The organism is Streptomyces sp. NPDC052052 (assembly GCF_040680455.1).
GTDB lineage: Bacteria > Actinomycetota > Actinomycetes > Streptomycetales > Streptomycetaceae > Streptomyces.
In genome coordinates this window covers 1-24,656 of sequence record NZ_JBFAWU010000016.1, presented here as the reverse complement: position 1 = coordinate 24,656, position 24,656 = coordinate 1, and the positions used below count along the sequence as shown (strand labels likewise).

At 68.4% G+C, this 24,656-nt stretch carries 29 protein-coding genes and 2 pseudogenes; 15 read left to right on the top strand and 16 right to left on the bottom strand.

What is annotated here, in order from left to right:
- Positions 1-90 precede the first annotated feature (90 nt).
- Complete coding sequence (locus AB0L71_RS20065; protein ID WP_365244450.1) at positions 91-633, bottom strand: SMI1/KNR4 family protein; 543 nt, start codon at positions 631-633, stop codon at positions 91-93.
- A 283-nt stretch (positions 634-916) separates the two neighbouring features.
- Here AB0L71_RS20065 and AB0L71_RS20060 point away from each other — a divergent pair, with 283 nt between their 5' ends.
- The 3 genes from AB0L71_RS20060 (at position 917) to AB0L71_RS20050 (ending at position 3,003) form a co-directional block, all read left to right on the top strand.
- On the top strand, positions 917-1,855 hold the full coding sequence (locus AB0L71_RS20060) for a MerR family transcriptional regulator (protein ID WP_365244447.1): 939 nt from the start codon (positions 917-919) through the stop codon (positions 1,853-1,855).
- 73 nt (positions 1,856-1,928) lie between these two features.
- Complete coding sequence (locus AB0L71_RS20055; protein WP_365244445.1) at positions 1,929-2,495, top strand: GNAT family N-acetyltransferase; 567 nt, start codon at positions 1,929-1,931, stop codon at positions 2,493-2,495.
- Positions 2,496-2,616: 121 nt separating this feature from the next.
- On the top strand, positions 2,617-3,003 hold the full coding sequence (locus AB0L71_RS20050) for a hypothetical protein (RefSeq protein ID WP_365244442.1): 387 nt from the start codon (positions 2,617-2,619) through the stop codon (positions 3,001-3,003).
- A gap of 238 nt (positions 3,004-3,241) precedes the next feature.
- Here AB0L71_RS20050 and AB0L71_RS20045 read toward each other — a convergent pair whose 3' ends face one another.
- Both AB0L71_RS20045 and AB0L71_RS20040 read right to left on the bottom strand, forming a co-directional pair.
- Entirely contained in the window at positions 3,242-3,646 is a 405-nt protein-coding gene (locus AB0L71_RS20045; RefSeq protein WP_365244439.1) for a VOC family protein, read from the bottom strand.
- Between the two features lie 235 nt (positions 3,647-3,881).
- Complete coding sequence (locus tag AB0L71_RS20040) at positions 3,882-4,472, bottom strand: TetR family transcriptional regulator (protein WP_365244436.1); 591 nt, start codon at positions 4,470-4,472, stop codon at positions 3,882-3,884.
- 99 nt (positions 4,473-4,571) lie between these two features.
- Between AB0L71_RS20040 and AB0L71_RS20035 the strand changes: the two genes are divergently transcribed.
- Positions 4,572-5,513, top strand: coding sequence for an aldo/keto reductase (locus AB0L71_RS20035; protein WP_365244433.1), 942 nt, complete (start codon positions 4,572-4,574; stop codon positions 5,511-5,513).
- 75 nt (positions 5,514-5,588) lie between these two features.
- Here AB0L71_RS20035 and AB0L71_RS20030 read toward each other — a convergent pair.
- Positions 5,589-5,732 (bottom strand): annotated as a pseudogene (locus AB0L71_RS20030) (DNA-binding protein); the annotation flags it as partial.
- Positions 5,725-5,988, bottom strand: coding sequence for a CopG family transcriptional regulator (locus AB0L71_RS20025; protein WP_365244430.1), 264 nt, complete (start codon positions 5,986-5,988; stop codon positions 5,725-5,727). The gene AB0L71_RS20025 and the pseudogene AB0L71_RS20030, both read right to left, overlap by 8 nt.
- Before the next feature lie 252 nt (positions 5,989-6,240).
- Here AB0L71_RS20025 and AB0L71_RS20020 point away from each other — a divergent pair, with 252 nt between their 5' ends.
- The 4 genes from AB0L71_RS20020 (at position 6,241) to AB0L71_RS20005 (ending at position 9,432) form a co-directional block, all read left to right on the top strand.
- On the top strand, positions 6,241-6,795 hold the full coding sequence (locus tag AB0L71_RS20020; protein ID WP_365244427.1) for a hypothetical protein: 555 nt from the start codon (positions 6,241-6,243) through the stop codon (positions 6,793-6,795).
- A gap of 40 nt (positions 6,796-6,835) precedes the next feature.
- Complete coding sequence (locus AB0L71_RS20015; RefSeq protein ID WP_365244424.1) at positions 6,836-7,618, top strand: maleylpyruvate isomerase N-terminal domain-containing protein; 783 nt, start codon at positions 6,836-6,838, stop codon at positions 7,616-7,618.
- A 139-nt stretch (positions 7,619-7,757) separates the two neighbouring features.
- Positions 7,758-8,843 carry a PHP domain-containing protein gene (locus AB0L71_RS20010; protein ID WP_365244421.1) on the top strand — a complete coding sequence of 362 codons (1,086 nt, stop codon included), beginning with the start codon at positions 7,758-7,760 and terminating at the stop codon, positions 8,841-8,843.
- A gap of 4 nt (positions 8,844-8,847) precedes the next feature.
- Positions 8,848-9,432 (top strand): VOC family protein, encoded by a 585-nt coding sequence (locus AB0L71_RS20005; RefSeq protein ID WP_365244418.1) that lies wholly within the window; start codon positions 8,848-8,850, stop codon positions 9,430-9,432.
- On the opposite strand, the gene AB0L71_RS20000 is transcribed toward AB0L71_RS20005, so the two are convergent.
- The 6 genes from AB0L71_RS20000 to AB0L71_RS19975 all read right to left on the bottom strand — a co-directional run bounded on the left by AB0L71_RS20000 (position 9,419) and on the right by AB0L71_RS19975 (position 14,104).
- Positions 9,419-10,432: an LLM class F420-dependent oxidoreductase gene (locus tag AB0L71_RS20000; protein WP_365244858.1), complete on the bottom strand. Its 1,014-nt coding sequence runs from the start codon at positions 10,430-10,432 to the stop codon at positions 9,419-9,421. The two genes, AB0L71_RS20005 and AB0L71_RS20000, sit on opposite strands and share 14 nt — an antisense overlap.
- A 122-nt stretch (positions 10,433-10,554) precedes the next feature.
- Positions 10,555-11,391, bottom strand: coding sequence for a hypothetical protein (locus AB0L71_RS19995; RefSeq protein ID WP_365244416.1), 837 nt, complete (start codon positions 11,389-11,391; stop codon positions 10,555-10,557).
- A 185-nt stretch (positions 11,392-11,576) separates the two neighbouring features.
- Positions 11,577-12,530 (bottom strand): N-acetylmuramoyl-L-alanine amidase, encoded by a 954-nt coding sequence (locus AB0L71_RS19990; protein ID WP_365244413.1) that lies wholly within the window; start codon positions 12,528-12,530, stop codon positions 11,577-11,579.
- Between the two features lie 118 nt (positions 12,531-12,648).
- Entirely contained in the window at positions 12,649-13,305 is a 657-nt protein-coding gene (locus AB0L71_RS19985) for a class I SAM-dependent methyltransferase (RefSeq protein ID WP_365244410.1), read from the bottom strand.
- A 170-nt stretch (positions 13,306-13,475) separates the two neighbouring features.
- Complete coding sequence (locus AB0L71_RS19980) at positions 13,476-13,955, bottom strand: YbaK/EbsC family protein (protein ID WP_365244407.1); 480 nt, start codon at positions 13,953-13,955, stop codon at positions 13,476-13,478.
- Positions 13,952-14,104, bottom strand: coding sequence for a hypothetical protein (locus AB0L71_RS19975; protein WP_365244404.1), 153 nt, complete (start codon positions 14,102-14,104; stop codon positions 13,952-13,954). Before AB0L71_RS19975 ends, AB0L71_RS19980 begins: the two co-directional genes overlap by 4 nt.
- A 77-nt stretch (positions 14,105-14,181) precedes the next feature.
- Between AB0L71_RS19975 and AB0L71_RS19970 the strand changes: the two genes are divergently transcribed.
- Positions 14,182-14,502 (top strand): MafI family immunity protein, encoded by a 321-nt coding sequence (locus tag AB0L71_RS19970; protein WP_365244401.1) that lies wholly within the window; start codon positions 14,182-14,184, stop codon positions 14,500-14,502.
- 40 nt (positions 14,503-14,542) lie between these two features.
- Here the strand turns inward: AB0L71_RS19970 and AB0L71_RS19965 are convergent, their stop codons facing one another.
- Both AB0L71_RS19965 and AB0L71_RS19960 read right to left on the bottom strand, forming a co-directional pair.
- Positions 14,543-15,337 carry an inositol monophosphatase family protein gene (locus AB0L71_RS19965; RefSeq protein WP_365244398.1) on the bottom strand — a complete coding sequence of 265 codons (795 nt, stop codon included), beginning with the start codon at positions 15,335-15,337 and terminating at the stop codon, positions 14,543-14,545.
- Between the two features lie 267 nt (positions 15,338-15,604).
- A complete protein-coding gene (locus AB0L71_RS19960) occupies positions 15,605-16,966 on the bottom strand; it encodes a hypothetical protein (RefSeq protein WP_365244395.1) in 1,362 nt (453 codons plus the stop codon).
- A 117-nt stretch (positions 16,967-17,083) separates the two neighbouring features.
- Between AB0L71_RS19960 and AB0L71_RS19955 the strand changes: the two genes are divergently transcribed.
- Positions 17,084-17,671 (top strand): Imm21 family immunity protein, encoded by a 588-nt coding sequence (locus AB0L71_RS19955; RefSeq protein ID WP_365244392.1) that lies wholly within the window; start codon positions 17,084-17,086, stop codon positions 17,669-17,671.
- 125 nt (positions 17,672-17,796) lie between these two features.
- Here the strand turns inward: AB0L71_RS19955 and AB0L71_RS19950 are convergent, their stop codons facing one another.
- The 3 genes from AB0L71_RS19950 to AB0L71_RS19940 form a co-directional block, all read right to left on the bottom strand.
- A complete protein-coding gene (locus tag AB0L71_RS19950; protein ID WP_365244389.1) occupies positions 17,797-18,372 on the bottom strand; it encodes a GNAT family N-acetyltransferase in 576 nt (191 codons plus the stop codon).
- Positions 18,373-18,650: 278 nt separating this feature from the next.
- Positions 18,651-19,220 (bottom strand): SMI1/KNR4 family protein, encoded by a 570-nt coding sequence (locus AB0L71_RS19945; RefSeq protein ID WP_365244386.1) that lies wholly within the window; start codon positions 19,218-19,220, stop codon positions 18,651-18,653.
- A gap of 697 nt (positions 19,221-19,917) precedes the next feature.
- The gene (locus AB0L71_RS19940; RefSeq protein ID WP_365244383.1) at positions 19,918-20,391 is read right to left on the bottom strand and encodes a hypothetical protein; all 474 of its coding nucleotides are present in this window, start codon (positions 20,389-20,391) and stop codon (positions 19,918-19,920) included.
- A 280-nt stretch (positions 20,392-20,671) separates the two neighbouring features.
- On the opposite strand from AB0L71_RS19940, the pseudogene AB0L71_RS19935 reads away from it, so the two are divergent.
- From AB0L71_RS19935 to gap, 5 genes and pseudogenes are all read left to right on the top strand, one after another.
- Positions 20,672-21,556, top strand: a pseudogene (locus tag AB0L71_RS19935) (helix-turn-helix transcriptional regulator).
- Between the two features lie 6 nt (positions 21,557-21,562).
- Entirely contained in the window at positions 21,563-21,778 is a 216-nt protein-coding gene (locus AB0L71_RS19930; protein WP_365244380.1) for a DUF397 domain-containing protein, read from the top strand.
- An 87-nt stretch (positions 21,779-21,865) separates the two neighbouring features.
- Entirely contained in the window at positions 21,866-22,075 is a 210-nt protein-coding gene (locus AB0L71_RS19925) for a DUF397 domain-containing protein (RefSeq protein WP_365244378.1), read from the top strand.
- 254 nt (positions 22,076-22,329) lie between these two features.
- On the top strand, positions 22,330-23,286 hold the full coding sequence (locus AB0L71_RS19920) for a helix-turn-helix domain-containing protein (RefSeq protein WP_365244375.1): 957 nt from the start codon (positions 22,330-22,332) through the stop codon (positions 23,284-23,286).
- Between the two features lie 107 nt (positions 23,287-23,393).
- Complete coding sequence (gap, locus tag AB0L71_RS19915; RefSeq protein ID WP_365244372.1) at positions 23,394-24,392, top strand: type I glyceraldehyde-3-phosphate dehydrogenase; 999 nt, start codon at positions 23,394-23,396, stop codon at positions 24,390-24,392.
- The last annotated feature ends 264 nt before the right edge of the window (positions 24,393-24,656 follow it).

The following is a 24,656-nucleotide window of genomic DNA, read 5'->3' as shown; positions in this document are numbered from 1 at the left end:
GGCCCAGGCGGGCCGGTGCGGGGCATGGTTTTGTTCGCCTTCGTCAAGAACGGCGTCGCCGTCTTTACGTGTTCGGTCCCACGTGGGGGTTCAGTCCCACCAGCCGTTGCCGGTGTGCCAGCGCCGCACCCACTCCTCGAACCCGCATACCTGGCCGCCGGGCGCCGGACCGGCGCCGACTTCGGAGACAGTCCACACCTCGCCGCGGCGGGGGCCGGTGGTGAGCAGGAGCCAGAACGACGGCCCGTCCTCGGCCCCGAGCACGATGGACCCCTTGTTGAACGCGGCGGCGATCCGTGGGTCATCGGGGTCGGCACTATCGTCGCCCTCCCAGGACCAAGCCGCCTCCAGGGGGAACGGTTCCCCTGGCCGGCGCCGGTCGAGGTATGGCCATGTGTCGGGTAGCCAGCCGAGCGGCTGGAGACCGCCGTCGTCGGCTGGGCCGAGACTCGACCCGTTACTGATCTGCGTTATGAAGGTTCGATAGGGCTCTGGGAGGAGCACCTCGTTCTCCCGCTCCCACTCCGCGACGGTTTCATGCCCGAGCGTCGGCTCGCGCCATTCCGGCGGGAACGCGGAGCGCAGGAAGACGAGGGTGGCCTCGTCGGGAGGCTGGTCACGTGTGTCTGTCACGGCAGCATGCTGACAGAAGGAACTGACAGCCCATCGCGGCCGCGTCACCCCGGAGTTGCGCCGCCGCAGGTTCGGAACGCGAACAGAGCCGTTGGCAGACGCCTTCCGAAGCGGTGAACTTCCGCTGTTCTTTCGCAGGTTCTGGTGGACGAAGCCGGTCAGGCCGCGGCATGAGGAGATCACTTACTGGGGCGGCAGCTCAAGGAGGCCACCGCAGAGGGCTTGCACGTCGTACCGCCACCCGACTTGAGTCTCCCGCAGGGGGAGACGCAAAGGTGGGGGCATGGAAAGCGACGTTTATTCGATCGGTGAGCTCGCTCGACGGACCGGACTCACGGTCAAGACCATTCGGTTCTACTCCGATCGGGGAATCGTGACGCCGACAGACCGCAGCCCGGCCGGCTACCGCCTCTACGACACCGACGCCGTCGCACGCCTGGACCTCGTACGCACCCTTCGCGAGCTGGGCCTGGACCTCCCCACGATCCGCAAGGTCGCGGACCGGGAGCTCTCACTGCCCGAGGTCGCCGCGGCGCACGCCGAAGCGCTGGCCGTGCAGATCCGCGTCCTGCGCCTGCGGCGCGCGGTGCTGACGGCGGTGGCCGAGCGCGGGTCCACCCCTGAGGAGATGGAACTCATGCACCAACTGGCCCTGCTCTCCGAGGACGAGCGCCGACGGCTGATCGGTGATTTCCTCGATGCCGTCTTCCGCGGTCCTGATGTCGCCCCCGTATGGGCGGGCGTCATGCGCTCGATGACCCCCGAACTGCCCGACAACCCGGAGCCCGAGCAGATCCAGGCGTGGGTGGAGTTGGCCGAACTGTCCCTGGACTCGGATTTCCGCGCCGTCGTACGACAGATGACTGAGGACCAGGCAGCCGAGCAGCCCCAGAACGGCACAGCGGGACCCCCGCGCCGCGACATCGCCGCAACCGTCCATGACCAGGTCGGCCCGGCCCTGGCCGCCGGTATCGATCCGGCCTCGTCCCAGGCCGATCCGATCGTCGCGGCGCTCACGGCGCACTACGCGGACCTGCTCGGCCGCCCCGACGACGGTGAGCTTCGCCGCCGACTGGCGGTTCGGCTGGAGAACGTGAACGACCCCCGGAGGGAGCGTTATCTCCAGTTGCTTGCGGTGGTCAACGGCTGGCCGGCGCCGGAGAGTCTGACTCCTGCGTTCGACTGGTGCGTCCAGGCCCTGCGCACCCGGACTCAGCCATGACGGAGCGGACAACGGACAGCATGGGTCGGAAAGGTCAGTGCCGGGTGCACGCACCGCCGCATACGATCGGCCCGTGAATGGACCCGTCACCCTGCAAGCGGCCGCAACTCCGGCCTCTCCCGCTCTCGTTCTCCGCCCCTGGTGCATGGACGACGTCGGCGCATTGGTCGAGGCGTGCCGGGATCCCGCACTGCGCCGCTGGATGAGCCACGTCGTGGAGAACGATGCCGACGCGGCACGGTGGGTGCGGGCTCAGCAGCAGGGTTGGGCAGACGGGGACCGGTTCAGCTTCGCCGTCCTTGAGGTACAACCTGAGCCGTATCGTGCACAGTTGGCGGGCAACGTGACCCTCAAGGAAGTCGCCCCCGGCGGGCCTACAGCCGAGGTGGGCTACTGGACGGCAGCACACGCTCGGGGAAGGGGAGTGGCCCCCCGCGCTCTGGAGGCGCTCACCGGCTGGGTCTTCGACACCTTCGAAGCGGACGGGCTGGAGCGCCTCGAACTCCTGCACCAGGTGGACAACCTGGCATCATGCCGAGTTGCGCGGAAGAGCCGGTACGACTTCGATCGCGTGCTGCCCGCGGCCCCGCCCACCTTTCCCCGCGATGGCCACCTGCACGTAAGGCGCCTGAGCGCCTGAGATCCCGCACATGGGCTCGCATGTTGATGTGTCGTGTCTTCGCTGGGACCTCCTGAGATTGGTCACGCCGAGCAGCTGATTCAGGGTGGCTTTCCGCGGGTCAGGTTGGGACGATGTGGGGATGGCGAGTGATCTGTCAGGGCTGTCGGCTTCGGAGTTGGCAGAGGCCATGCGTGCTGCGCTCATGCATGCTCAGTGGGATCCGGGCGGCGATCCGGCGGTTGCCGTTGATGCGTTGGAAACCTTGATCGAAGGCGTGTGCGGCCCGGTCGATTCGGTGGCGGTCGGGCAGATCGTCTTCGACTCGGAAGCTCTGGGGACGGTGTACTTGTTCTGCGCTTCGGTACGCAAGGCCGTAGACCGGAATCACCCGGCGCGGCCACCCGCTTGCCGGGGCTTGCCGATGGCGGAGCATCTCGCCTTCGTGCGGCCTTCGTTACCCGGATTCCATCGGCGGCAGCAGGAGGTACTAGAGCTTCTGGACCAGGAGTTTCCGCCACACAACTGATCTCGAACGTATGCGGAGTGGCGAACCCGGAGCGGAGACGTAGCTCCCGTGCGTAGCCGTCAGGAGCGTAACGACGCCAGGCTCCTCCGGCTTCGGTGGCCTGCTGACCTTCTCAGGGAGAACCGATGGGACGATTGGCAACCGGTCACCGGCAGGATGAACTCGACCGGAAAGTAAAGGCAGTTGAACCAGGCCGCGGTGTGGCAGGCCAGGGCACACTGCCTGACCTGCCACTGCCTCACGAAGCCGTCGGCGTCTGCTCGTGGCTGCCATAGGGTCGCGTGATGATCTCCATGCCATGCCCGGCCGGATCAATGAAGTACAGGCCGCGCCCACCGTGGTGGTGGTTGATCTCTCCAGGCTGCTTCAGATGCGGATCGGCGTAGTACGTGATCCCGGCCTGTTGGATACGGTCGAAGGCCGCGTCGAACTCCTCGTCGGAGACCAGGAACGCGTAGTGCTGCATGACGATCGACTCCGCCGGGATGGCGGCGAAGTCCAGGGTGACCCCGTTGCTGGTGGCCACGGGAATGAACGGGCCCCACTCGGTCCCGACCTCAAGCCCCAGGACGTGCGCCAGGAACTCGGCCGACTCCCGGTTGTCCCGGGCATGGATGATGGTGTGATTCAACTCGACTGACATGTGTGGAATGCCTCCGCAAGGCAATCTCACGGGCACCTCCATGCCTCACCCAGCCGGTGACCGACACGCGATGCCGTGCCCAGGACCCTAAACAGCAGCGCTCACGCCGTCGAGGCGTCTTCCGAGGAAGGAGACTTTTTCGGCCACGGAGCGTCACCCACTCCCAGCCCGGGCCATGAACTGGCGACAGTGGAATACCGGTCCAGTTTCGGGCTCGATGGTTACCGTGCAGCCCTCAGCCGGCATCCGCAGGGAACAGGCGCTGCACGGCTGTCACGATCGCTTCCCGGCGTGCGGCCAGGAAGGCCGCCCGCTGTGCGCCGTCGGCGGGAAGCAGGTCGGTCTGGCCGGCCCAGGACATGGCCAGCTGGTTGACGAACATCAGGACGTCGATGGGGTCCCACGCCGCATCCAGCCGGCCCGACTCCTGCGCGTCACGCAGCTGCTCGGTCTTGTGGCGCACGGTCGCCTGGACGGGGTCGTCCGGGGCGGTGGGGGCGCCGCCGAGTTCGAGCCGGCCCCAGTTCATCAGGCGCAGGCGTTCGGGGTGGGCCGCGAAGTAGTCGTGGACGCGGCCCGCGTAGCCGGGGAGGTCGGTGGGGTCGAGGCGGGTGGCCTCGGCAACCGCTGCGAGTTCGTGGGCGGCGACGGTCGCGTACAGCTCTTCCTTGCTGCGGAAGTAGGCGTAGAGGCGTTCCTTGCTGGTCCGCGCCGCCTTTGCGATGCGCTCGATCCGTGCGCCGGCGATGCCGTGGCGCGCGAACTCGGCCGTGGCCGCGGTGACGATGCGATCGCGGGCGGAGTCCGCTCCGGTCGGGGGGGTCATCCCTCAAAACTACCCGACCGAACCGTTTGGTTTGCCCAGGGGCGAGTCCAGGCGTACGTTAAAACCGAACAGTTTGGTTTGGTTTTCCGGGAGGGCATCGTGCAGACAAGGACGTTGGGTACTCAGGGGCTGGTCGTGTCGGCCCTCGGCTATGGCGCTATGGGGACCGCGGTCGGCTACGGCCCCTCGGACGACACCGAGTCGATCACCGCGATCCGCCGCGCGCACGAGCTGGGCGTGACCCACTTCGACACCGCGGAGATGTACGGCTGGGGCGAGGGCGAGAAGCTGCTCGGTCGCGCGCTGGCGCCGATCCGGGACGAGGTGACGATCGCGACCAAGTTCGGCTTCACCCCGGCCTTCGGTCAGGACTCGCGACCCGGGCACATCCGCGAGGTCGTCGACAACAGCCTGCGCAACCTCGGCGTCGACGCCATCGACCTGCTCTACCAGCACGTCCCCGACCCCAACGTGCCCGTCGAGGAAGTCGTCGGCGAGATGAAGGAGTTCGTCGACGCGGGCAAGGTGAAGTACCTCGGCCTGTCCAACGCCGACGAGGACATCATCCGCCGGGCTCACGCGGTGCACCCGATCTCCGCGCTGCAGAACGAGCTCTCCCTCTTCGCCCCCCACGATGCCGCGCCCCTGTTCCCTGTCCTGGAGGAGCTCGGCATCGGCTTCGTCGCCTACTCGCCGCTCGCCCGCGGCTTCCTCAGTGGCGCCGTGAAGCCCCGCGACCAGTACGACGCGAACGACTTCCGGCAGCGCCTGGCCTGGTGGAAGCCGGAGAACTTCGACACCAACGTCGCCATCAGCGACGAGCTGACCACGTTCGCGGAGGCCAAGGGCGCCACCCTGTCGCAGCTCGCGCTCGCCTGGCTCCTGGCGCACAAGGACTACATCGTCCCCATCCCGGGCTCGCGCAACCCCGATCGCGTCGCGCAGAACATTGCCGCCGCCGGCCTTGCCCTCAGTGCCGATGACCTCGCCCGCATCACCGAGATCGCCCCCGACGGCGGCCTCGGTGGACGCCTGAGCTGACGCCGGCTCGGTCCGGGTAGCCTTCTGTGCCTCTTCCCCCTGCGGTCACGGCTTGAGCGGCGGGCGGAGCGAGGGCAGGGTGGCCGCGGAGGCGATTGCCCGGAGGTCGTCGGCTCGGGCCAGAGCGAGCCAACCGGTGACCGTGCGGTCGCGCAGTACCGCCTTGGCCAGTCCCTCGCTGTCCAATACCAGCGGCCGGCGGGGGAGCGGGTCACACAGTTTCTGCTCCAGCCTGCTTCTGTCCCCGGTGTGCTCGGTGGAGCTGGTCACGCAGGGCCTGGATCTCGGCAGCTGTGATGGGGTCGTGTTCAGCCTCGGCAACGGCGATGAGGTCGCTGATGTTGTCGCGTTCGATCTGGCGGGCGACGGCTGCGGTGACGTAGGCGGACCGGTCGGAGGGGTCGCCGTGGGCCTTGGCGGGCCCGGCGATGTCGCGCGGCTTGGAGCTGGGGTGCTTGCCAGTAGGCTCGCTCATGCCATCCATCCTGCCTTGATCCCCCTGCCTGCCTGCCTGCCTGCCTGCCTGCGGCGAGGGCGCTTCTCGTTTCTGTCCGAGGGCGCATGACTTTCGTGCGAACGTTTCCCCGGGCTGAAACCCCAAGGGCTTCCCGAGTGGCACACCTCCCCACCCCGGGTGATCCTCTACGGAGAGTGGCAGCTTGCGCCGCTTTCATAGAGCTTGCCGGGATATGTCCGGCCAGGGAGGATCGCTGTGCCCAATTCCGCGATGAACCGATCCGTATCGCTGCGCCGGCTGATCGTGTCGCTGCTGCTGTCCTGCACCGTGTTGGTGGGTGCCACCGGATGCGGCGGCGGCAAGGAGAGCAGCAGCGCGAGCAGTTCCGCGTCCCCGAGCGGTACGACCTCGGCCGAGGCGCAGAAGTTCGCCAAGACGCGCTTCGTCACCAATGCGAGTCTCGCGGCGGGTGCGACGTACCAGTGGATCGTGAAGCCGTATCGCGCGGGCAAGTTCAAGAAGGGTGCGGACGGGCGGACGCTCGCTCTGGTCAAGGCCGGGCTCGCGGGCAGCTTCACCTACAACCGGTTGAAGGCCGCGTCGGAGAACGCCAAGGGTGATCCGCTGCTGTCGAAGGCGGTCGCGCCCCTGGGTGCGGGCATCGAATCGCTCAAGGAGCTCGGCACCAAGCTGCGCAAGGGCAAAGTGGGCGAGGGTGACATCGGAGCCCTCGAGGGCGTGATCGACGGAATCAAGAACGCGGGCAAGAGTGTGGGCGCCGATGTGAAGGACAAGGTTCCCAGCACCTCTCAGCTGGGTGGATAACCACATGCGGGAGCTCATGCGGCGCACTACGGTGCGCCGCATGAGCTCACTTCCGTACGACCTCTTCTGTGACGAAATCATCGACCGCACCGATGCGTTGAGAATGGCGGTCAGGGGCGCCGACCTCGGCGCGACCGTGGTGACCTGCCCCGACTGGACCCTGCGCGACCTTGCCGTTCATCTCGGCGGCGCTCATCGCTGGGTGAACGAGATCGTCCGCACCCGGGCCGTCGAAGAGGTCATGGACCGGCAGGTGCCGGAGTTCACGCCCGGGGGCGACGATCCGGCCGTGCTCGACGCCTGGCTGGCGGACGGCGCGGCGAAGACCGTCGAGGCACTGAGGGCGGCCGGGCCGGACCAGGAGGTCTGGTCCTGGGCGGGGGAGGGGAAGCAGAACACCGGTTTCTGGGCGCGCCGCATGGCCCACGAGACGATCGTCCACCAGGCAGACGCGGCACTCACCGCGAAGACCGGCTACGAGGTGGCTCCGGAGCTCGCTGCCGACACCATCGAGGAGTGGCTGGAGATCGTCGCCTTCGCCCAGGCCGGGGGTGACAGCCAGGCCGCCGAACTGTGCGGCGGCGGGCGCTCGATCCATCTGCACGCCACGGACGTGCCGGATGCCGAATGGCTGATCGAGTTCGGTGAGGACGCCTTCACCTGGCGACGCACCCACGAGAAGGCGACCGTGGCCCTGCGGGGCTCGCTCACCGACATCATGCTGGTCTTCAACCGGCGCCTCGCGCCGGACAGCAACAGGGTCGAGGTGCTCGGGGACGCACACCTGCTGGACTTCTGGCTGGAGCGGACGACGTTCGGCTGAGCCGCCGCTGATCGCAGCCGTGCGCAGACCACTAGGAGCCGCCCGTCCTCACGGCCTCCCTCCACGGTGCGGGCGCGGCGGTGCTGGGCCAAGCTGGAGGGGGTGGCCCGCTGTGTCCGGCGGCCCCGTGGAGGTGCCGATGGAGCCGGTCCACGCCCTGAAACGGATCGCCTTCCTGTTGGAACGCGGCAGGGCCGAAACCTACCGTGTGCAGGCATTCCGCACCGCCGCCCGCACCGTGGCGGCGATGGCGGACGGCGAGGCCGCACGGCGGGCGGCGGACGGTTCCCTGGAGTCGGCCAGAGGCATCGGGCCCACAACCGCACAGGTGATCCGCGAGGCGCTGGCCGGGGAGGTGCCCGGTTATCTGGAGCGGCTGGAGGAGGAGGCCGCCGCCACCCCGCTCGCCGAGGGCGGCGAGCAGTTGCTCGCTCTCCAGCGCGGCGACTGCCATCTGCACTCGGACTGGTCGGACGGCGGCAGCCCGATCGCCGAGATGGGGCGTACGGCGGCGGAGCTGGGTCATGAGTGGGCGGTCCTCACCGACCACTCGCCCCGGCTCACGGTGGCGAACGGGCTCTCCCCGGACCGGCTGCGCCGCCAGCTGGACGTGATCGCCGAGCTGAACACCCAGTGGGCGCCCTTCCGGCTGCTCACCGGCATCGAGTGCGACATCCTCCCCGACGGCTCCCTCGACCAGGAGGAAGAGCTGTTGGAGCGCCTGGACGTCGTCGTGGTCTCCGTCCACTCAAAGCTGCGGATGGACGCGGCACCGATGACCCGGCGCCTGCTCACCGCCGTCCGCCACCCGCGGGCGAACATCCTCGGGCACTGCACCGGGCGGCTGGTCACCGGCCGGGGCCGGCCGGAGTCCCGGTTCGACGCGGACGAGGTCTTCGCCGCGTGCGCGGAGGCGGGCACGGCGGTGGAGATCAACAGCAGGCCCGAACGGCTCGATCCGCCCCGCAGGCTGCTGCGCCGTGCCGTCGACGCGGGCACCCTGTTCGCCGTCGACACCGACGCCCACGCACCCGGCCAACTGGACTGGCAGATCCACGGCTGCGCCCGCGCCGAGCAGTGCGGAGTACCGGCGGAACGCGTCATCACCACATGGCCGGCCGACGCACTGCTGGCCTGGTCGCACGGGGGCACGGCCACGACCCCGGAGCGGCAGCGCGCCGGGGCGGACGGGGCGGTCTGCGCGGCCCCGGGACAGGAGCGGTGAACCCATGACGGACACACGCGTACGAGGCATCGACCACATCGGAGTCACGGTCCCCGACCTGGAGACCGCCACACTCTTCCTCGTCCGGGCGCTCGGCGCCGAGGTGCTGTACGACATCCTGCGCCGCCAGGACGGCCCGCGTGGCGGTCTGGACGTCGAGCAACGGCTTGGAGTTCCGGCGGGCACAAAGGAGTTGGCGGTCAGGATGCTGGCCCTTCCCGGCGACGGGCCGGGCATCGAGCTGTACGAGTTCGAGGGGCCCCGCCGCGAACCCCCGGCCAGGCCCAGCGACTTCGGCTGGCAGCATGTGGCGGTCTACACCGACGACCTGGACGCTTCCGTACGGGACTGCGTGGCCGCGGGAGCCATTCTGCTCGCCGGGGCGCAGCCGCTGCCGGGCCCGGAGGCGGGGGAGCGCAACCGGTTCGCGTATCTGCGCACCCCGTGGGGCAGCACCCTGAAACTCGTGACGTACCCCGACCCCCAGCCCTGGGAGCGCACCGCGTCACGGCGGCGCGTGCGGCCCGCCACGGTGGGCGCCGGCGCCTGGCCCACGGACCCGGACCGGCCCGGTCCTACTGCCCGTTGAGATCCGCCAGCACCCGCAGGGTGTGCGGGTCCGGTGCCGTCACCAGCAGGTCGGTCACCGGCCCCTTGCGCCACAACTCCAGGCGTTCCGCGACCCGTTGGCGTGGTCCGACGAGCGAGATCTCGTCGGCGAACGCGTCCGGCACGGCCAGCACCGCCTCCTCCTTGCGCCCCGCGAGGAAGAGTTGCTGGATCCGCCGCGCCTCCTCCTCGAAGCCCATCCGCGCCATCAGATCGGCATGGAAGTTACGGGCCGCGTGCCCCATCCCGCCGATGTAGAAGCCGAGCATCGCCTTCACCGGCAGCAGCCCCTCGGCGACGTTGTCACAGATGTGCGCCCGGGCCATCGGCGCGATCATGAAGCCGTCCGGCAGGTCCGTGAGCGAGGCCTCGTACACATCGGTGCGCAGCGGCGACCAGTACAACGGCAGCCAGCCGTCGGCGATCCTCGTCGTCTGCGCGATGTTCTTCGGCCCTTCCGCCCCGAGCAGGACGGGCAGCCCGGACCGCAGCGGATGCGTGATCGGCTTCAGCGGCTTGCCCAGGCCGGTGGCGTCCGGACCGTTGTACGGATGGGAGTGGAAACGCCCGTCCAACTCGACCGGGGCCTCGCGACGGAGCACCTGGCGGATGACATCGACGTACTCGCGGGTCGCGGTCAGCGGGCTGCGCGGAAACGGCCGCCCGTACCAGCCCTCCACCACCTGGGGACCGGACAGCCCCAGGCCGAGCATCATCCGGCCGCCGGAGAGATGGTCCAGGGTGAGGGCGTGCATGGCGGTCGCCGTCGGGGTGCGCGCCGCCATCTGTGCGATGCCGGTGCCCAGTCGGATACGGGAGGTGTGTGCGGCGATCCAGGTCAGCGGGGTGAACGCGTCGGAGCCCCAGGCCTCCGCGGTCCACACCGATGCGTACCCCAGCTCCTCGGCCTCCCGGGCCAGCTCCAGATGGGCGGGGTTCGGGCCGCGGCCCCAGTATCCGAGTGCGAGTCCGAGCCGCATTCCGCCGCCTCCCAGCAGTTCTGACATACCGTCAGATTCATGGTGCTGGAACGGAGAGTACGACAGCGGCCCCCCGCCCGGAAGGGGCGAGGGGCCGCTGTCGGTGCTGCGGAAGCGCGGACTCAGCCGCGCTGGATGCCCGTGGTGTCCTGGAGGACCCCACGACGGCCGTCCTGCGTCTGGGCCACAAGGGCCTGACCGCGCTGTTCCACCGCGAGGTACCAGGTGCCGGGCGCCAGTTCGGCGATCGGCGACGGCGAACCGTCCTCCCCGTACAGCGGACGGGCCACCGGCACTGCGAACCAGAACGGCGTGAAGTCACCGGCCGGCGCACCCGCCGCCGAAGCCTGCTGGGCCTGCTGGACCTGCTGCGGATCGGGCTGAGCGGCTGCCTGCGGCTGCCCGCCGTACGGCTGCTGCTGGCCCGGCTGCGCACCGTACGGCTGCTGCTGGGCACCGCCGGGGTAGCCGTACCCCTGGCCGGGCTGCTGCTGACCGCCGTACGGCGACTGCACCGGCTGCGGGCGCGGGGCGTTCATCAGCGGAGCCTTGAGCGCGGGAACCAGCGGGGTGGCGACCGCGCCGCCCGCGAGCACGATGGTCGCGAGCAGGGCCAGGATCATCCCGGCACCCGCGTCGCTGGCGTCGATGGTCGTCCAGAAGGCCGTCCACAGCGCGAAGACACAGAAGGCGACACCGAACGGACCGAGGTCGAGCCCCAGGACCTTGCGGCCCGGCATCGAGCGACCCACGACGACGAGTGCCGCTCCGATGATTCCCGCCAGGAAGACGCTCATGAGCACCCCGAGGGCATCCCAGGCGTTGGGGGCGTTGTAGCCCGAACAGTTCAGACCTGCGGGGCAGTCGAAGCCGGAGAGGTCGAGGAATGAGGCGATGAACAGCACCACCGCTGCTCCGATCACCACGCCGTCGCCTCGAGTGAGGGAGCGGATATTCACGTGAAAGTCCTTAGTCGATCGTCTCGTCGGGGCGGTCGTCGCTGCCACCGATCGGGCGGACACGGCGCGAAGCTCGGGGGCGGCTCCCCATCGTACGGATGAATCTATCGTCTGGTCGGGCTGCTGGTGACTCTGCCCGGTATCTGGGCGAACTTCCCCCAATTTCGCCTCAGAACAACCTCTTGCTACCCGTTGAGGTAGCTACTGATGCCGTCGGCAATGCCCTGTGCCGCTTTCTGACGCCAGCCCGCACTGGTGAGCAGGGCGGCGTCCTTCGGATCACGCATATTGCCGCATTCGATGAACACTTTGGGCACGGTCGACAAATTCAGTCCGCCCAGATCCTTGCGGACGTCCAATCCGGTATGCCCACCCACGTAATTGGAAGGCGCACTTCCGGTGTCGCGGACGAAGAGCCCGGCGATCCGGGTGCCGAGATCGCGCGACGGCTCGACGATCTTCGAAGTATCCGCCCCACCGCCCTGCACGCGGGCGGGAAGGATCACATGGAACCCTCGGTTGCCGACCGCGGAACCGTCCGCGTGCACCGAGACCACCGCATCTGCCTTGGCCTTGTTGCCGATCCGGGCCCGCTCGTCCACACAGGGGCCGTACGCGCGGTCGCCGTCGTGTGTCAGCACGACCTTCGCCCCCTGCGCCTGGAGGATCTTCCGCGCCCGGTGCGCAACATCGAGGGTGAACTCGGCCTCCGCGTAACCGGCGTCGGTCGACGTTCCGGTGGTGTCGCACTCCTTGTGCGTGGTGCCGATGTCCACCTGGCGGTTGATCTCACGCGGGTGCAGACGGTTGTCCGGGTTGTGCCCGGGATCGAGGACCACGGTCTTCCCGGCCAGCGGCCCCGACGCCCGGACCTCCGCGGACTTCGAGGGCTTCGACGGCGTCGCGGACGCAGCGGGGGACGCGGACGTCCGCTCCGGCGCCGCGTCATTCGTCGACGCCGGGTCGGACGGCGTCGCGGCGGATGTGGCACTGCCGCCCTGCACGGGCCGGGCCTGCGCCGCGCCGTCGTCACCGCCCGCGCCGCAGCCCGCGGCGGACAGACACAGGGCTGTGAAGGCGGCGGTGGCGAGCAGGGGCCGGCGGCGTGGGGTGGGGGGAACGCTCTCGTCGTACGGCACCCCGCGATGCTATCCGGGTGCGTCGGACCGAGCAGGTCGAACACGCGTACCCGTCCGGAGCTGGGCGTCCGGGTCCGTGGAATGCCGTGAGGAGCTGAGCGTCCGGGCCCGCCAGACCTCAGATCCCGGTACCTGTACGCCGCAGCACCCGCAGCGAATCCGTCACCGAGACCTCGGTGAACGCACCCGAGGCCAGCGCCCGCAGATAGACCCGGTACGGGGCCTGCCCGCCGTGCGCGGGGTCCGGGAACACGTCATGGATCACCAGGAACCCACCCTCGGCCACATGCGGCGCCCACCCCTCGTAGTCCCCGTTCGCATGCTCGTCGGTGTGACCACCGTCGATGAAGACGAAACCGAGCTGCCCGCCCCACACGGCCGCGACCTGCGGAGACCGTCCGACCAGCGCCACCACGTGGTCTTCCAGACCCGCCGCGTGCAGGGTCCTGCGGAAGGTCGGCAGTGTGTCCATCCTGCCCACCTCCGGGTCCACCACGGTCGGGTCGTGGTACTCCCAGCCGGGCTGCTGCTCCTCGCTGCCGCGGTGGTGGTCGACGGTGAGAGCCGTCACCCCGGCCGCCCGTGCGACATCGGCGAGCAGGATGGTGGAGCGCCCGCAGTACGTCCCGACCTCCAGGAGCGGCAGCCCCAGCGCGGCGGCCTCGACGGCGGCCCGGTACAACGCGAGTCCCTCGACCACCGGCATGAAGCCCTTGGCGGCCTGGAAGGCAGCGAGAATTTCCGGCGACGGCTCGGCGACGGACTCGGCGGACACGGGTTCCTCCTGGTGAGCGTGGTGGTGCGACTACGCCTTGCGGCGGCGCCCCATCGTCCCGTACGCCGCTGCTCGCGGCGTCGGCGGGGGCGGGCACGCGGGCCGGGGTACGGAGAGGACGCGGTGGGCGGTTGAGCCACCACTCCCGCCGAGGACCGGCTCACCGCCTGCTACGCCGCCGCGATGGACGCCACCGTCGGCCCGACGATCCGCACGTAGTCCTCCGTGGCCATCACCACGGACCGGTCCAGTCTCCCCGCGTTGAACGCGATCTCCTCGTGCGCCGCCAGGAAGTCCGCGTCCGCGACCACGGGCAGACCGTCCTCGGAGAGCCACAGCGGCGGAATCGCGCCAACCGTGCAACCGGTGAGCTGTTCGGCCAGGTCCGACGGGGCGAAACCGCCCTTCTTGCCCTCGACCGCGGCGACGAGCCTCTTCAGGTCCGCACGCCGGTCACCGGCCAGGACGGCGAGCACAGCAGGGGAGTCGATCCCCTTCACACGGCAGACGAGCGCCTTCGCGCCCTGGGACACCGTCGTTCCCCGTACAGCGGACACCTCTTCCGACCGCCCCTCCGCTGCGTGCTCGATCACCCGGTAACGGGCCTTCTCACGGTCCAGGATGGTGATGATCTGCTCGAACGGGCTCAACTACGGCCTCCTACGGGCGCTATGGGCGTACGGCCAGGGAGCGGCTTGGCGTAGCAGCGCTCCGGTCGGCTGACGAAGACGTCGACGAAGGACGGCGGCACATCGATCCAGGACCGCCAGTCGCGCATCGCCTGCACAAGGTAAGACATCCAGGCGGCCCTCCGCTGGGGCGGACGTCCAGTGAAGGTCGCATGACCTCACGACGGCACCAGCAATACTGGGCCGCATGACAGGTGATCGTGAGGCTCTTCAGAGCAGCTGGAACCAGACCCGTGACCACCTCGACGCCGCCCGTTCCCAGCTCACAAGCCTGCCGGACATCGATCTCTCAGCGATGCTGGAATTCCTGGAGCACAACGAGCTGGGACTCGCCTTCGACTGCTTGGTCGATCTCGGTGGCGACCTCGACCTGCCCCTCGGTTTCTGGCAGCACTTGGACCGAGCGGCTCGTGAGATGCGGCTCTACAGCGATGCACTGCACAAGCCCCACCTCACGGCTGCCGACATCTGCCGCCGTCACCTCGCCGCCGCCTCTGAACAGGGGTGATCCGCCAACTCGGACAACATTCCCGGTCGCAGCGCTTGCTTCAGCTCCGCATCATCGACATCAGTAGCCCGTGGGTCTGGTCGTCGGCGGCGACCACAAGCCCACGGCCTGCCTCACCGATCGGGGCCCCGTCGATCCCGGTGACCACGCAGCCAGCGGCCCGGCACAAAGCGATGCCGGCTGCGAAGTGCACGCTCCTGGAGAGGTCGGCGCCATCGGTGACATACGCGGCGCGCTTGCCGGAGGCGACCCAGGCCAGCGCCAGCGTCGTGGACACGACGCGCGGTCGGAAGTGTTCACGGAACTCGGGGTGGGCCAGTAGATCCACGGCCCGGAATCCGGGGGCACTCGGGAACGGCGGATCCAGGTTGACGTCCACCAACCGGGTAGCGGGCGTGGGCGTCAGCCGTGCGTCGTCGACCCCGTCATGGCGCACCCAGGCGGTCTCACCGTCAGTGAAGAAGACCTCGCCGCTGAACGGATCGGCCACCGCCGCCGCCCCCTCGCGCAGGGCCACGTTGACGGCCACCAGCATGTTGCCGACGGCGTAGTTCAGCGTGCCGCACAGAGGATCCACCAACCACAGGCGCATGGCGTCGGCGGCTCCCTGCTGCCCGCCTTCCTCGCCGAGCATGGCGTCGTGGGGGCGTGCGGCACGGATGACGCCGAGGATCGCCTTCTCGGCCTCCACATCCGCCTCGGTGGCGAAGTCCCCGGCACCCTTGTCGATGCGGTTGAGCCGCTGACCGTACATGGTACGGACTACGTCCGCGCCGGCCCGCGCCCCGGCTATCGCGACTGCGGCATCGTCAGAGCTCGCGTATGAGTTGGTCACGCCGCGCAGACTATCGAGGTGAAGCTGCCGTGGCCTCCCGCGGGCACTACGGGTCTACGGCCGCGGAGTGGTGCGGCGTAGCAGCGCTCCGGTCGGTGGTCGAAGGTTTCGACGAAGGGCGATGGTGCATCGGTTCACTGGCTGAGTGGATGGACGGATCGCAGTCGAGTTACTGTGATCTGCAAGCGCGGCCTAGTCAGTTCGGGTAGCAGTCCTCTTCGAGCTGGAACTTTCGTGGGTCCGCGCCGATGCCATCCTCTCGGGGAGTCACAAGCTAGAAGCGGTGAGGATTCGATGCATCTGGGTCTGCCGAAGCACGGAGTTGGCAGCGGCATCGTCGACTACCTCAGGGTCTGGGTCAGAGAGCAGATGCTCCAGCAACGCGTCCGTGATGTTGGGGTGGCGGGCGACCCCGCTGCGCAGGAACGACTCGGCAGAGGCGGCGAGTTGCTGAAGTTCTGGCACGGGTAGTTCTGGGTCTTGCAGGGCAAGGGAGCGCACGTTCGGGCTTGGTTCGTCAACGAACGTGCGCAGCATGTGACGGGGGAAGTTGGGGTGGTCGACGAGGAGCGGTCGGACGTGGAACACGTCGCCGTGTGCGCGTACCAGCCCTTCCAGGATCTCCGGTGGCGTGTTTGGCCGACGGGCGGCAGCACGACGGACCAGGAGTTCCGGGTCGTTGTCCAGCTGACGCCATGCCTCTTCAGGCAGGTCATGGCAGGAGGCCAGTACGCGTCGGAAGGTTGTGTACTGGCAGTTCAGGTAGGTCATCCGCTCGTTGAGGGGCGCTTCTCGCAGCCAGTCCGGTTCAGCGAAGTTCCAAGCCAGAGCTACCTCGGCCTCGATACTTCCGTTCGTGCGTTCGGCTTCTACGAGCGCATACAGCCGGTCCCGGGTTTCGGCTTCTACATGGCGACTCTGCGCAACCGCGACCCGCACGAGCGGGTCGTCGATGTCCTGTAGCCGGGCAACCATCTCTGCCGATAGATGAGGGTTCATGGCGACAGCCTGATGGACCTCCTCTTCCTCGCTCTGCATGAGCTGCGCAAACTGCTCCGACGTGAGCGGGATGTAGCGCGCCACGTGGACACGAACGGCAGGGTCGGCAAGGCAACGCTCCCTCCACTCGGGCGGGACACCTGGTTGCCTGTGCTCGGTGGCGGCAGCACGGACCTGCGGGTCCGGGTCGGCGAGTAGTTGCACTTGCACGGCACGAGGCCGGTCGTGCCAGGCTCGCGCAACCGCGGCGCGCAGGATCGGACTTGCCGCGCCGACGAGCGCCGTCCGAGGCTGGCCATAGGCTTCCTCCAGGTCATCGATGCCGATCGGCACTTTGCGATCCACCATGTCGCGGACAAAGTCTGCGAACGCCTCACGGATCGCCGGGTCCGGATGCTCGGCGATCCTTCGGCGCATCTCCGGGGAGATCCGGTCCCCGTGAAGGCCCACCGCGGTGTGGCCGTCGCCGTGCGTCAGCAGAGCCTCGACAACAGCGTCCTCCAGCCGCCCGCGACGCAGCGATATACCGTGTCGGCCGGCCTTGTGTGCGGCCAGGCGTACCAGGACGGCCTGAGGGGCTGCTGGGTTCCGTCCCAGCCCGGACAGCTGGGGGTGTTCGAGGCTTGTCATGCGCTCAACCTAAAGGCTGTCCCGTAACCGCTGGCTGGCGCAGGCATTGAGCTGCTCCATGCGCTCGCCGCCATGGGCGCCGCGGGCGTTGTCAGTGGGCGAGGGCACACTGCCTGCATGAGCGCCTCTTCATCCACCGCAGCCGATGCCTCCCGCCCCGCCCCTGTCTGGGTGGAGTCGATGGGCGGCCCTCTGATCGTCGTCCCCGTCTCCGCCCTGGCTGCATGGGGCGGCTGCGCCGAGAGTGGTGTCATGGCGGGAGAAGCCACCGCCCCCGACGACTACGACCGGGCCTGTGCGGTGGACGATCTGGCCGGTGTGATCACCGTTGGCGAGAACGGTGCGCAGGCGCTGGTGCTGGCGGACGAGCCGGCCACCAGCTGCTACCTGTCCGACCGCCGTGCGTTCCTGCGGTGGCTTGCCGCCGACTCCGAGGCCGGACTGAGTGCTGCGGCAGACACAGTCCTCGCAGACCCGGCCACGGTGTGGGAGGAGTGCGGCACCTGGGTGTCGGACGGTCCTGCCGTGCTCATGGACTCCGCCGAAGCGGGCTCCGAACTGGGCATCGAGTACCCCGGCGGCGGGATGCCCGCCGAGGCATCGGTCCCGCTGCCCGCTGGCTGCTGGAGGGTCCGCGCCACCCATACCAAGGTGGACGAGGAGAACTGGGTCGGCCTGGTCCAGCTCCTGCCCACCGAATCCTGAACGGTCGGGTGCGGTCAGGCCCGCCGCGCAAGGTTGTGCAGATGGGCAATGCCGAGCATCGCGACTTCACATGAAGCGACCGGAGGCATCCGCGGACTGTCCAGCCCGGCCAGAAGACGTTTCCGCTATCGAATGCGAGCGTGGAGATGCATGTCGTGCAGGCCATCCGCGTGCAACAGTGCCTTGCGGCGGACACCCTCCAATGCAAACCCTGCCTTCACTGCCACTCGGCAAGACGCCTCGTTGGTCGTCGAATGTCCCAGCTCTATGCGATGGAACCCGGCCTCGCCCAGAGCCCACTCGGCCACCGTGGCCACCGCACGCGGACCAATGCCGGCGCCCCGTACTGACGGCGCAGTCCAGTACGAAATCTTGGCCTGACCGCTCATGAGAATCAGATGTTGAAGGGACACGCGACCCAGTGCCGTGTCGCGGGTGCCATCGACAACGGCCCAGTGCGCAGCTGTTTCTTCCTCCCAGCCCTGCTGCCACTGCTTGATCCACTCCCGTGCCTCTTCCTCGGAGTCGGCCCGTCGCAGATTCCAGCGTTGAATCGCCGGGTCCCGGAACACCTCCACCACGCGAGCGGCGTCCTTGGGCAGCCAAGGCCGCAGCACCAGGCCGCTGCCGGCAGACAAGGCGGGCTGAGTCTGTTGGGAGAGACAACCGGGGGACATCAGAGGATCGACCAGATACGGCATGAGTGAAATCATCCCAAGAGGACCACCGGCTGAAGGCCGGGTTCCGCAAGGTAGTTGAGAGAAGCAGGTGCCGTTCTCAGTGTGGCATGCGCGGGCTCTCCAGGGCTGCGAGGTGAACAACGCGCGCGGTCTTGCGGGTTCCGGCTACCGAGTGGCGGGGCGAGAGGGGTTCGCCGCTGTTGTCCTACGAGTACCGGCTGACCTGGACGGGTTCACGGCGCCCACGTCGTCAGCGCGAGATGAAAGGTGCCCCCGGAACAACCGGGGGCACTTTGGTTTCACGACCAGACGAGTCGTCCTTCGACGGCCGAGCAGGTCCGATGGCTTCCATCGGCGATCTTCGTCAGCATTTCCGCCACGGAGTCGAAGTAGTGAGCCAGTGACGCGTACTCGCCCGTGGTCGTGATCTCACCCACGAACCACCTGCCGATACGGCCGTCCCGCACGTCGATGAACTTTCCCATCCAGCCGTCCTGGTCCGACAGGAACGGGATCCACTCATTGCGCCAGAACGGATTGTCCGGCTGATCCGGCGGGTTGACCCCACCGGACGTGTAGTGGTTCGCGTAGAGCTTCTCCATCGCACGGACGCCCAGAAAGAAACTTCCCTCGTCCGGAAACCCGGCGAAACCGCAACACGCCACATAGTCGTCCACGTCTTCCTCAGGAAGATCCAGATTGTTCTGCAACAGCCACGCGCGCAGTTCCCGATGAAGCGGGATGCCCATCCGTTCCTCGGCGGCCGCAAGCATCTGTTCCGTGGCCGGCCCGGGCAGATCCGCATGATCGGCCGGGGCGTGCTCCCGAAGAAGACTCATCACGCGGGACCAGCTCTCCACCACACTCATTCCCCACTGCTCTCTGCGTGAGCACCCTGTGCGCCTGCTTCGCTGCGGGTTTCTGTTCGAAGCGTCGACGCCGGGGGCCGCAATCCTGAGCGCGCGCAAGAAGGCCACCTTGCGGAGCGCTGACCGGAAAACCTCGCGGGCATGGTACTCGGAGTGGGGCGACTGCCCCTGCGTCGCATCGACGCAGGCCCGCGCCCCGGCTACCGCGACTGCAGCATCGGCGGGCTCGCGCATGAGTTGGTCACGCCGGGCAGACCATGAAGACGAAGCTGCCGTGGTTTCTCGCGGACGGTACGAGCGTACGGCGGCGGAGCGGTGCGGCGCAGCAGCGCTCCGGTCTCATCGCCTCGGTCGCCTCTTTGTCCCCTGCGGGTTCTCGCAGTCGATGTGTCGGTAGAAGGTGATCGGTTCTCCGGACGCCCGCCCGAACTCACCGCGGTGGCACCGCTCAAGGGACTTGATCGGTTTCATGCACGCAGGGCAGGTCTCTCCCGAGGGGGCGAACGTGGTGTATTCCCACGGCCGCGCGTCCGTATGCGGCGCTCTCATGAGCCTGCGGTCCCTCCTCCGGGCCGGTGTGCCCGCCGGGTCGTGGATTTCGGTCATTGGTTGTTGTGTCATCGCAGCACCGCCACGACCAGCGAGCCGCCGAGCGCGGTGAGGCAGGCGATGTACGCGATCTGCCGCATGAGTTCGGTCATGCCCCCATCTCCTCCTTGGTCGGCAGGGCCTTGTGTTCCGCTGCGGAGCCGACGAGGGGCGGGTGGGGCCTGACAGGTTCGTCGCCGTCGGCCGTTTCAACCCATTTCCCGTGCTCGGCGACCAGGCGGTGCAGCATCCGGGCGAGGTCGCGCAGGTGCTGGAAGGCGTGGAAGACGAGCGTGTCGTCCGCCGGTGCAGAGGTGAGGAGTTGGTCGACCTCCTCTCGGATGGAGCGCGTTGCGGTGGTCGGTGCGCGGTCGAAGACCTTTTCGGTCAAGAGGCCTACGCATCCGCGCAGTTCGGCCGTCCGCACATCGATTTCCTGGCGAGTGATGGTGCCGAGTCGGAGCCGTAGGGCGTCATCAGCGGCTTGAGCCGCGGTTTCGGTGTCCAAGGGGAGGTCGGCGGCATGCGGGACGTCGGCCTTCGCGGCCGGTCCCGACGGCCGGGTCGGCGTGGGGTCTGCCATGGGGACTCCTGGCGGGAGGTGTGGGGGTGCACGTGCGCGAAGCTCTGAAAATCGGTCACTCCGTGCGCTCGTTAGGGAGCTGACGGTAAGAGTGGCACCGAAACGGCTATCGTTGGAACCGAACCAGCGCAATTCTGCTGACAAGTTTTTGTGTGGACGTCTCTCACTGGAAAGAGAGTTCGCGCGAAAATCTGCCTCCTTCTGCTGTGACGCAGAACGTTCCTTGCCGAGTCGGAACCTTCTCCGTCACACTGGGTTACGTGCAGTGAAGGGATGCCGCATGACACTGGACATAGAGTCGGCAACACCAGCTCTCTGCCGCCTCCAATTGGGAAGCGAGCTACGTCAGTTACGCCTCGCTGCCGGATTGAAGTCCACTCGGGTGGTCAAGCAACTCATCTGGAGCCCGTCCAAGCTGACTCGACTGGAGTCAGGAGAGAACGCCTCCGTCGAGACGAGTGACGTGATGGCTCTGTGTGAGATCTATGGCGCCGACCGGGAGAAGCGTGCACTGCTCCTGGGGTACGCGGCAGTCACCAAGACCAAGCAGGACTGGTGGCAGTCGCCGGAGTATCGGCCGGTCATCGGACCCCAGTTCAAGGCGTTTCTCGGTCTGGAAGCGACATCGAGCGTGCTTCAGACGTACGAGTCCGAGTTCGTGCCCGGACTGCTTCAGACCGAGGCGTACGTCCGAGTCATCCACCAGCGGGCCCATCAAGGCCTTGGAATGGACGAGGTGGACAAGCTCGTCACGGTGCGCGTGACGCGGCAGGAGGTGCTGCGGCGGGAGGTCGCACCGCTCAAATTCACGGCCATCGTCAACGAGGCAGTCCTGCGCAGGCAGGTGGGGTCTCGGACTGTCATGCGTGATCAGCTCCGCCATATCGCCGAGTTGGCGGACTCGATGCCGAACGTACGAGTGCAGGTCATTCCCTTCAAGCTGGGTGCGCACTCCGGGATGAACGGGCCGTTCGTCGTCCTGCACTTTCCGGACCGAGCAGCCCTCAAGCCGATCGTCTACTTGGAGAACTTGGCAGACGCGTGAGTCACACGGCGAGAGGGCAGCGTTGAGCGCTACGGCGAGGCGTTCACCGACCTATCCGCACTTGCTCCTGGACCACAGGAGTCCCTGACTATGATCCAGACGGCAATCAAGGAGCTATGAAGACCCATGAGCATCACGGCTGAGACCCTGCGTGGAGCCGACTGGTTCAAGTCGAGCTACAGCAATGACCAGGGCGGTAACTGCGTCGAGGGCGCCCGGCTCGATGCGCACCGGATGGCTGTCCGGGACTCCAAGGACCCGGAGCAGGGCGTCTGCGTCTTTCCCGCCGCCGCCTGGCTCGCGTTCGTCGATGAGGTCAAGGCCGGCGACACCGTTGCCTGAGCCTCTTGAACGAAGGGCCCCTGCCCGGAGTGGTCGCGGAAGCACGCCCGGCCTGATCAGAGAAGCGATCAAGGAGCATTGATTCACATGACCACTCATGCGCCCGCCGGTGCCCACTGGTTCAGGTCCAGCTACAGCAACGACCAGGGTGGCCAATGCGTGGAGGGCGCCCGGCTCGACGCGCACCGGATGGCTGTCCGGGACTCCAAGGACCCGGAGCAGGGCGTCTGCGTCTTTCCCGCCGCCGCCTGGCTCGCGTTCGTCGATGAGATCAAGACCGGCGACACCGTTGCCTGAGGTCTCCTGAACGAAGGTCCCTGTCGGGAGTGGGCAGGGACCTTCGTCGCGTCGGCGGCCCGGCCTGCTACGGCCGGGAAGAGCGGAGAAGCGGCGGGGTTCTTGCCCGCCTCGTGCTCACGCCGAGGCCGGGTGCCTCACTCGTGCATGGCCCATGGCCGACCCGGCAGTCACCTAGCAACCGCAATGCCGCACCGCACGTCACGGCAATGCCCGATACGTAGGGAAATCACTCCCCACGTAAGCTCTCTCCCGTGCCTGCCTCCCCCTTGCATCGCGTCGCCGTCCTTGTGCTGGAGGGTGCCAAGCCGCTCGATGTCGGCATTCCGGCGCAGGTCTTCACGACGCGCGCGAGCATGCCGTACGAGGTGCGGGTGTGCGGAGCGACACCCGGTCCCGTGACCGGCGGCGACGGCCTGGCGTACTCCGTCGCCCACGGCCTCGACGCGCTTGAGTGGGCCGACATCGTCTTCGTCCCCGGCTATCGGCACCCGGACCGCGAAGACCCGCCGCAGCCCGTCGCCGACGCACTGATCGCCGCCCACGCGCGCGGCGCACGGCTCGCCGCCATCTCGACGGGCGCCTTCGCGCTCGCCGCCACGGGCCTGCTCGACGGCAGGCGTGCCACGACGCACTGGCACTACACGCGAGCACTCATGGCCAGGCATCCGCTCATACGGGTCGACGAGAACGTCCTGTTCGTCGACGAGGGCAGCGTGCTCACCTCGGCCGGCGCCGCCTCCGGCATCGACCTGTGCCTGCACATCCTGCGCGGCGACCTCGGAGTGGCCGCGTCCAACCACGCGGCCCGCCGGCTGGTCGCGGCCCCCTATCGCAGCGGCGGCCAGGCCCAGTACGTGCCGCGCAGCGTGCCCGAGCCGCTCGGCGAGCGCTTCGGCGCCACCCGCGAGTGGGCGCTGCGCCGGCTCGGCGAGCCCCTCACCCTCGACGTACTGGCGCGGCAGGCCGGGGTCTCGCCGCGTACGTTCTCCCGGCGCTTCGTCGAGGAGACCGGCTACACGCCGATGCAGTGGGTGATGCGCGCCCGCATCGACCGGGCCCGCGAACTGCTTGAGCGGTCCCAGCGCAGCGTCGAACAGGTCGCCGCCGACGTCGGGCTCGGCACCGGCGCGAACCTGCGCCTGCACTTCCGGCGTGTCCTGGGCACCACACCGAGCGACTACCGGCGCACCTTCAGCCAGGGCGAGTAGCCGTCCCGGCAGCGCGTGGCGGGATCCTTTCGAACCGTGGCGATCGCACCACTGCCGACGGTGCGATCTGCGGGAGAGCCTGGTGGCGAACGGAAGGGACACCATTCATGACTCGCATCGCCATCAACGGATTCGGCCGTATCGGACGCAATGTCCTGCGGGCACTGCTGGAGCGCGACAGCGCCCTTGAGATCGTCGCCGTCAACGACCTCACGGAGCCCGCCACGCTCGCCCGGCTGCTCGCCTTCGACAGCACGGCCGGCCGGCTCGGGCGTCCGGTGACTGTCGACGGGGACGCACTCGTCGTCGACGGCAGGCGGATCACGGTGCTGGCCGAGCGCGAGCCGGCGCAGCTGCCGTGGGCCGAACTCGGTGTCGACATCGTTCTGGAGGCCACCGGCCGCTTCACCTCGGCCAAGGCTGCCCGTGCCCACCTCGACGCGGGCGCGAAGAAGGTCCTCGTCGGCGCGCCGTCGGACGGCGCGGACGTCACGCTCGCGTTCGGGGTCAACACCGACGCCTACGACCCGGACCTGCACACGATCGTCTCGAACGCCTCCTGCACCACCAACGCGCTCGCGCCGCTGGCCGCGGTCCTCGACGAACTCGCCGGTATCGAGCACGGGTTCATGACGACGGTGCACGCCTACACGCAGGAGCAGAACCTGCAGGACGGTCCGCACCGCGACGCCCGTCGCGCCCGGGCTGCCGGTGTCAATATCGTGCCGACCACGACCGGTGCCGCCAAGGCGATCGGTCTGGTGCTGCCGAATCTCGCCGGCAAGCTGTCGGGCGACTCGATCCGCGTACCGGTGCCGGTGGGCTCGATCGTCGAACTCAACACGACCGTCGCCCGCGACGTGACGCGCGACGAGGTGCTGGAGGCCTACCGTGCCGCGGCGCAGGGGCCGCTCGCCGGCATCCTCGAGTACTCGGACGACCCGCTCGTGTCGTCCGACATCACGGGCAATCCCGCCTCGTCGATCTTCGACTCGGCCCTCACCCGCGTCGACGGCCGCCATGTCAAGGTGGTCGCCTGGTACGACAATGAGTGGGGCTTCTCGAACCGCGTGATCGACACGCTTGAGTTCCTCGCCCCCCGCTGACCGGTCGCCACGGCGCGGTCCGGGGTGCTCCTCGCGCGTCGCGGTGCCAAAACGCACGGTGTCGGTGCCTGTCGGTCCGGGAGACCCTCGGTGAATCGCACGACCGGCACCGCAACCCCGCCGGCCCTCTTGGCGCGCAACGGAACCGACACCCTCCGCAGACACGACGTCGGCCTTCACGACCACGGCCTGTTCGAAGAGCGGTGGCCGCGATTCCCGCCACAGCTCCTTGCCGAACAGGAAGGGAGAGTTGGCGCCGAGTGC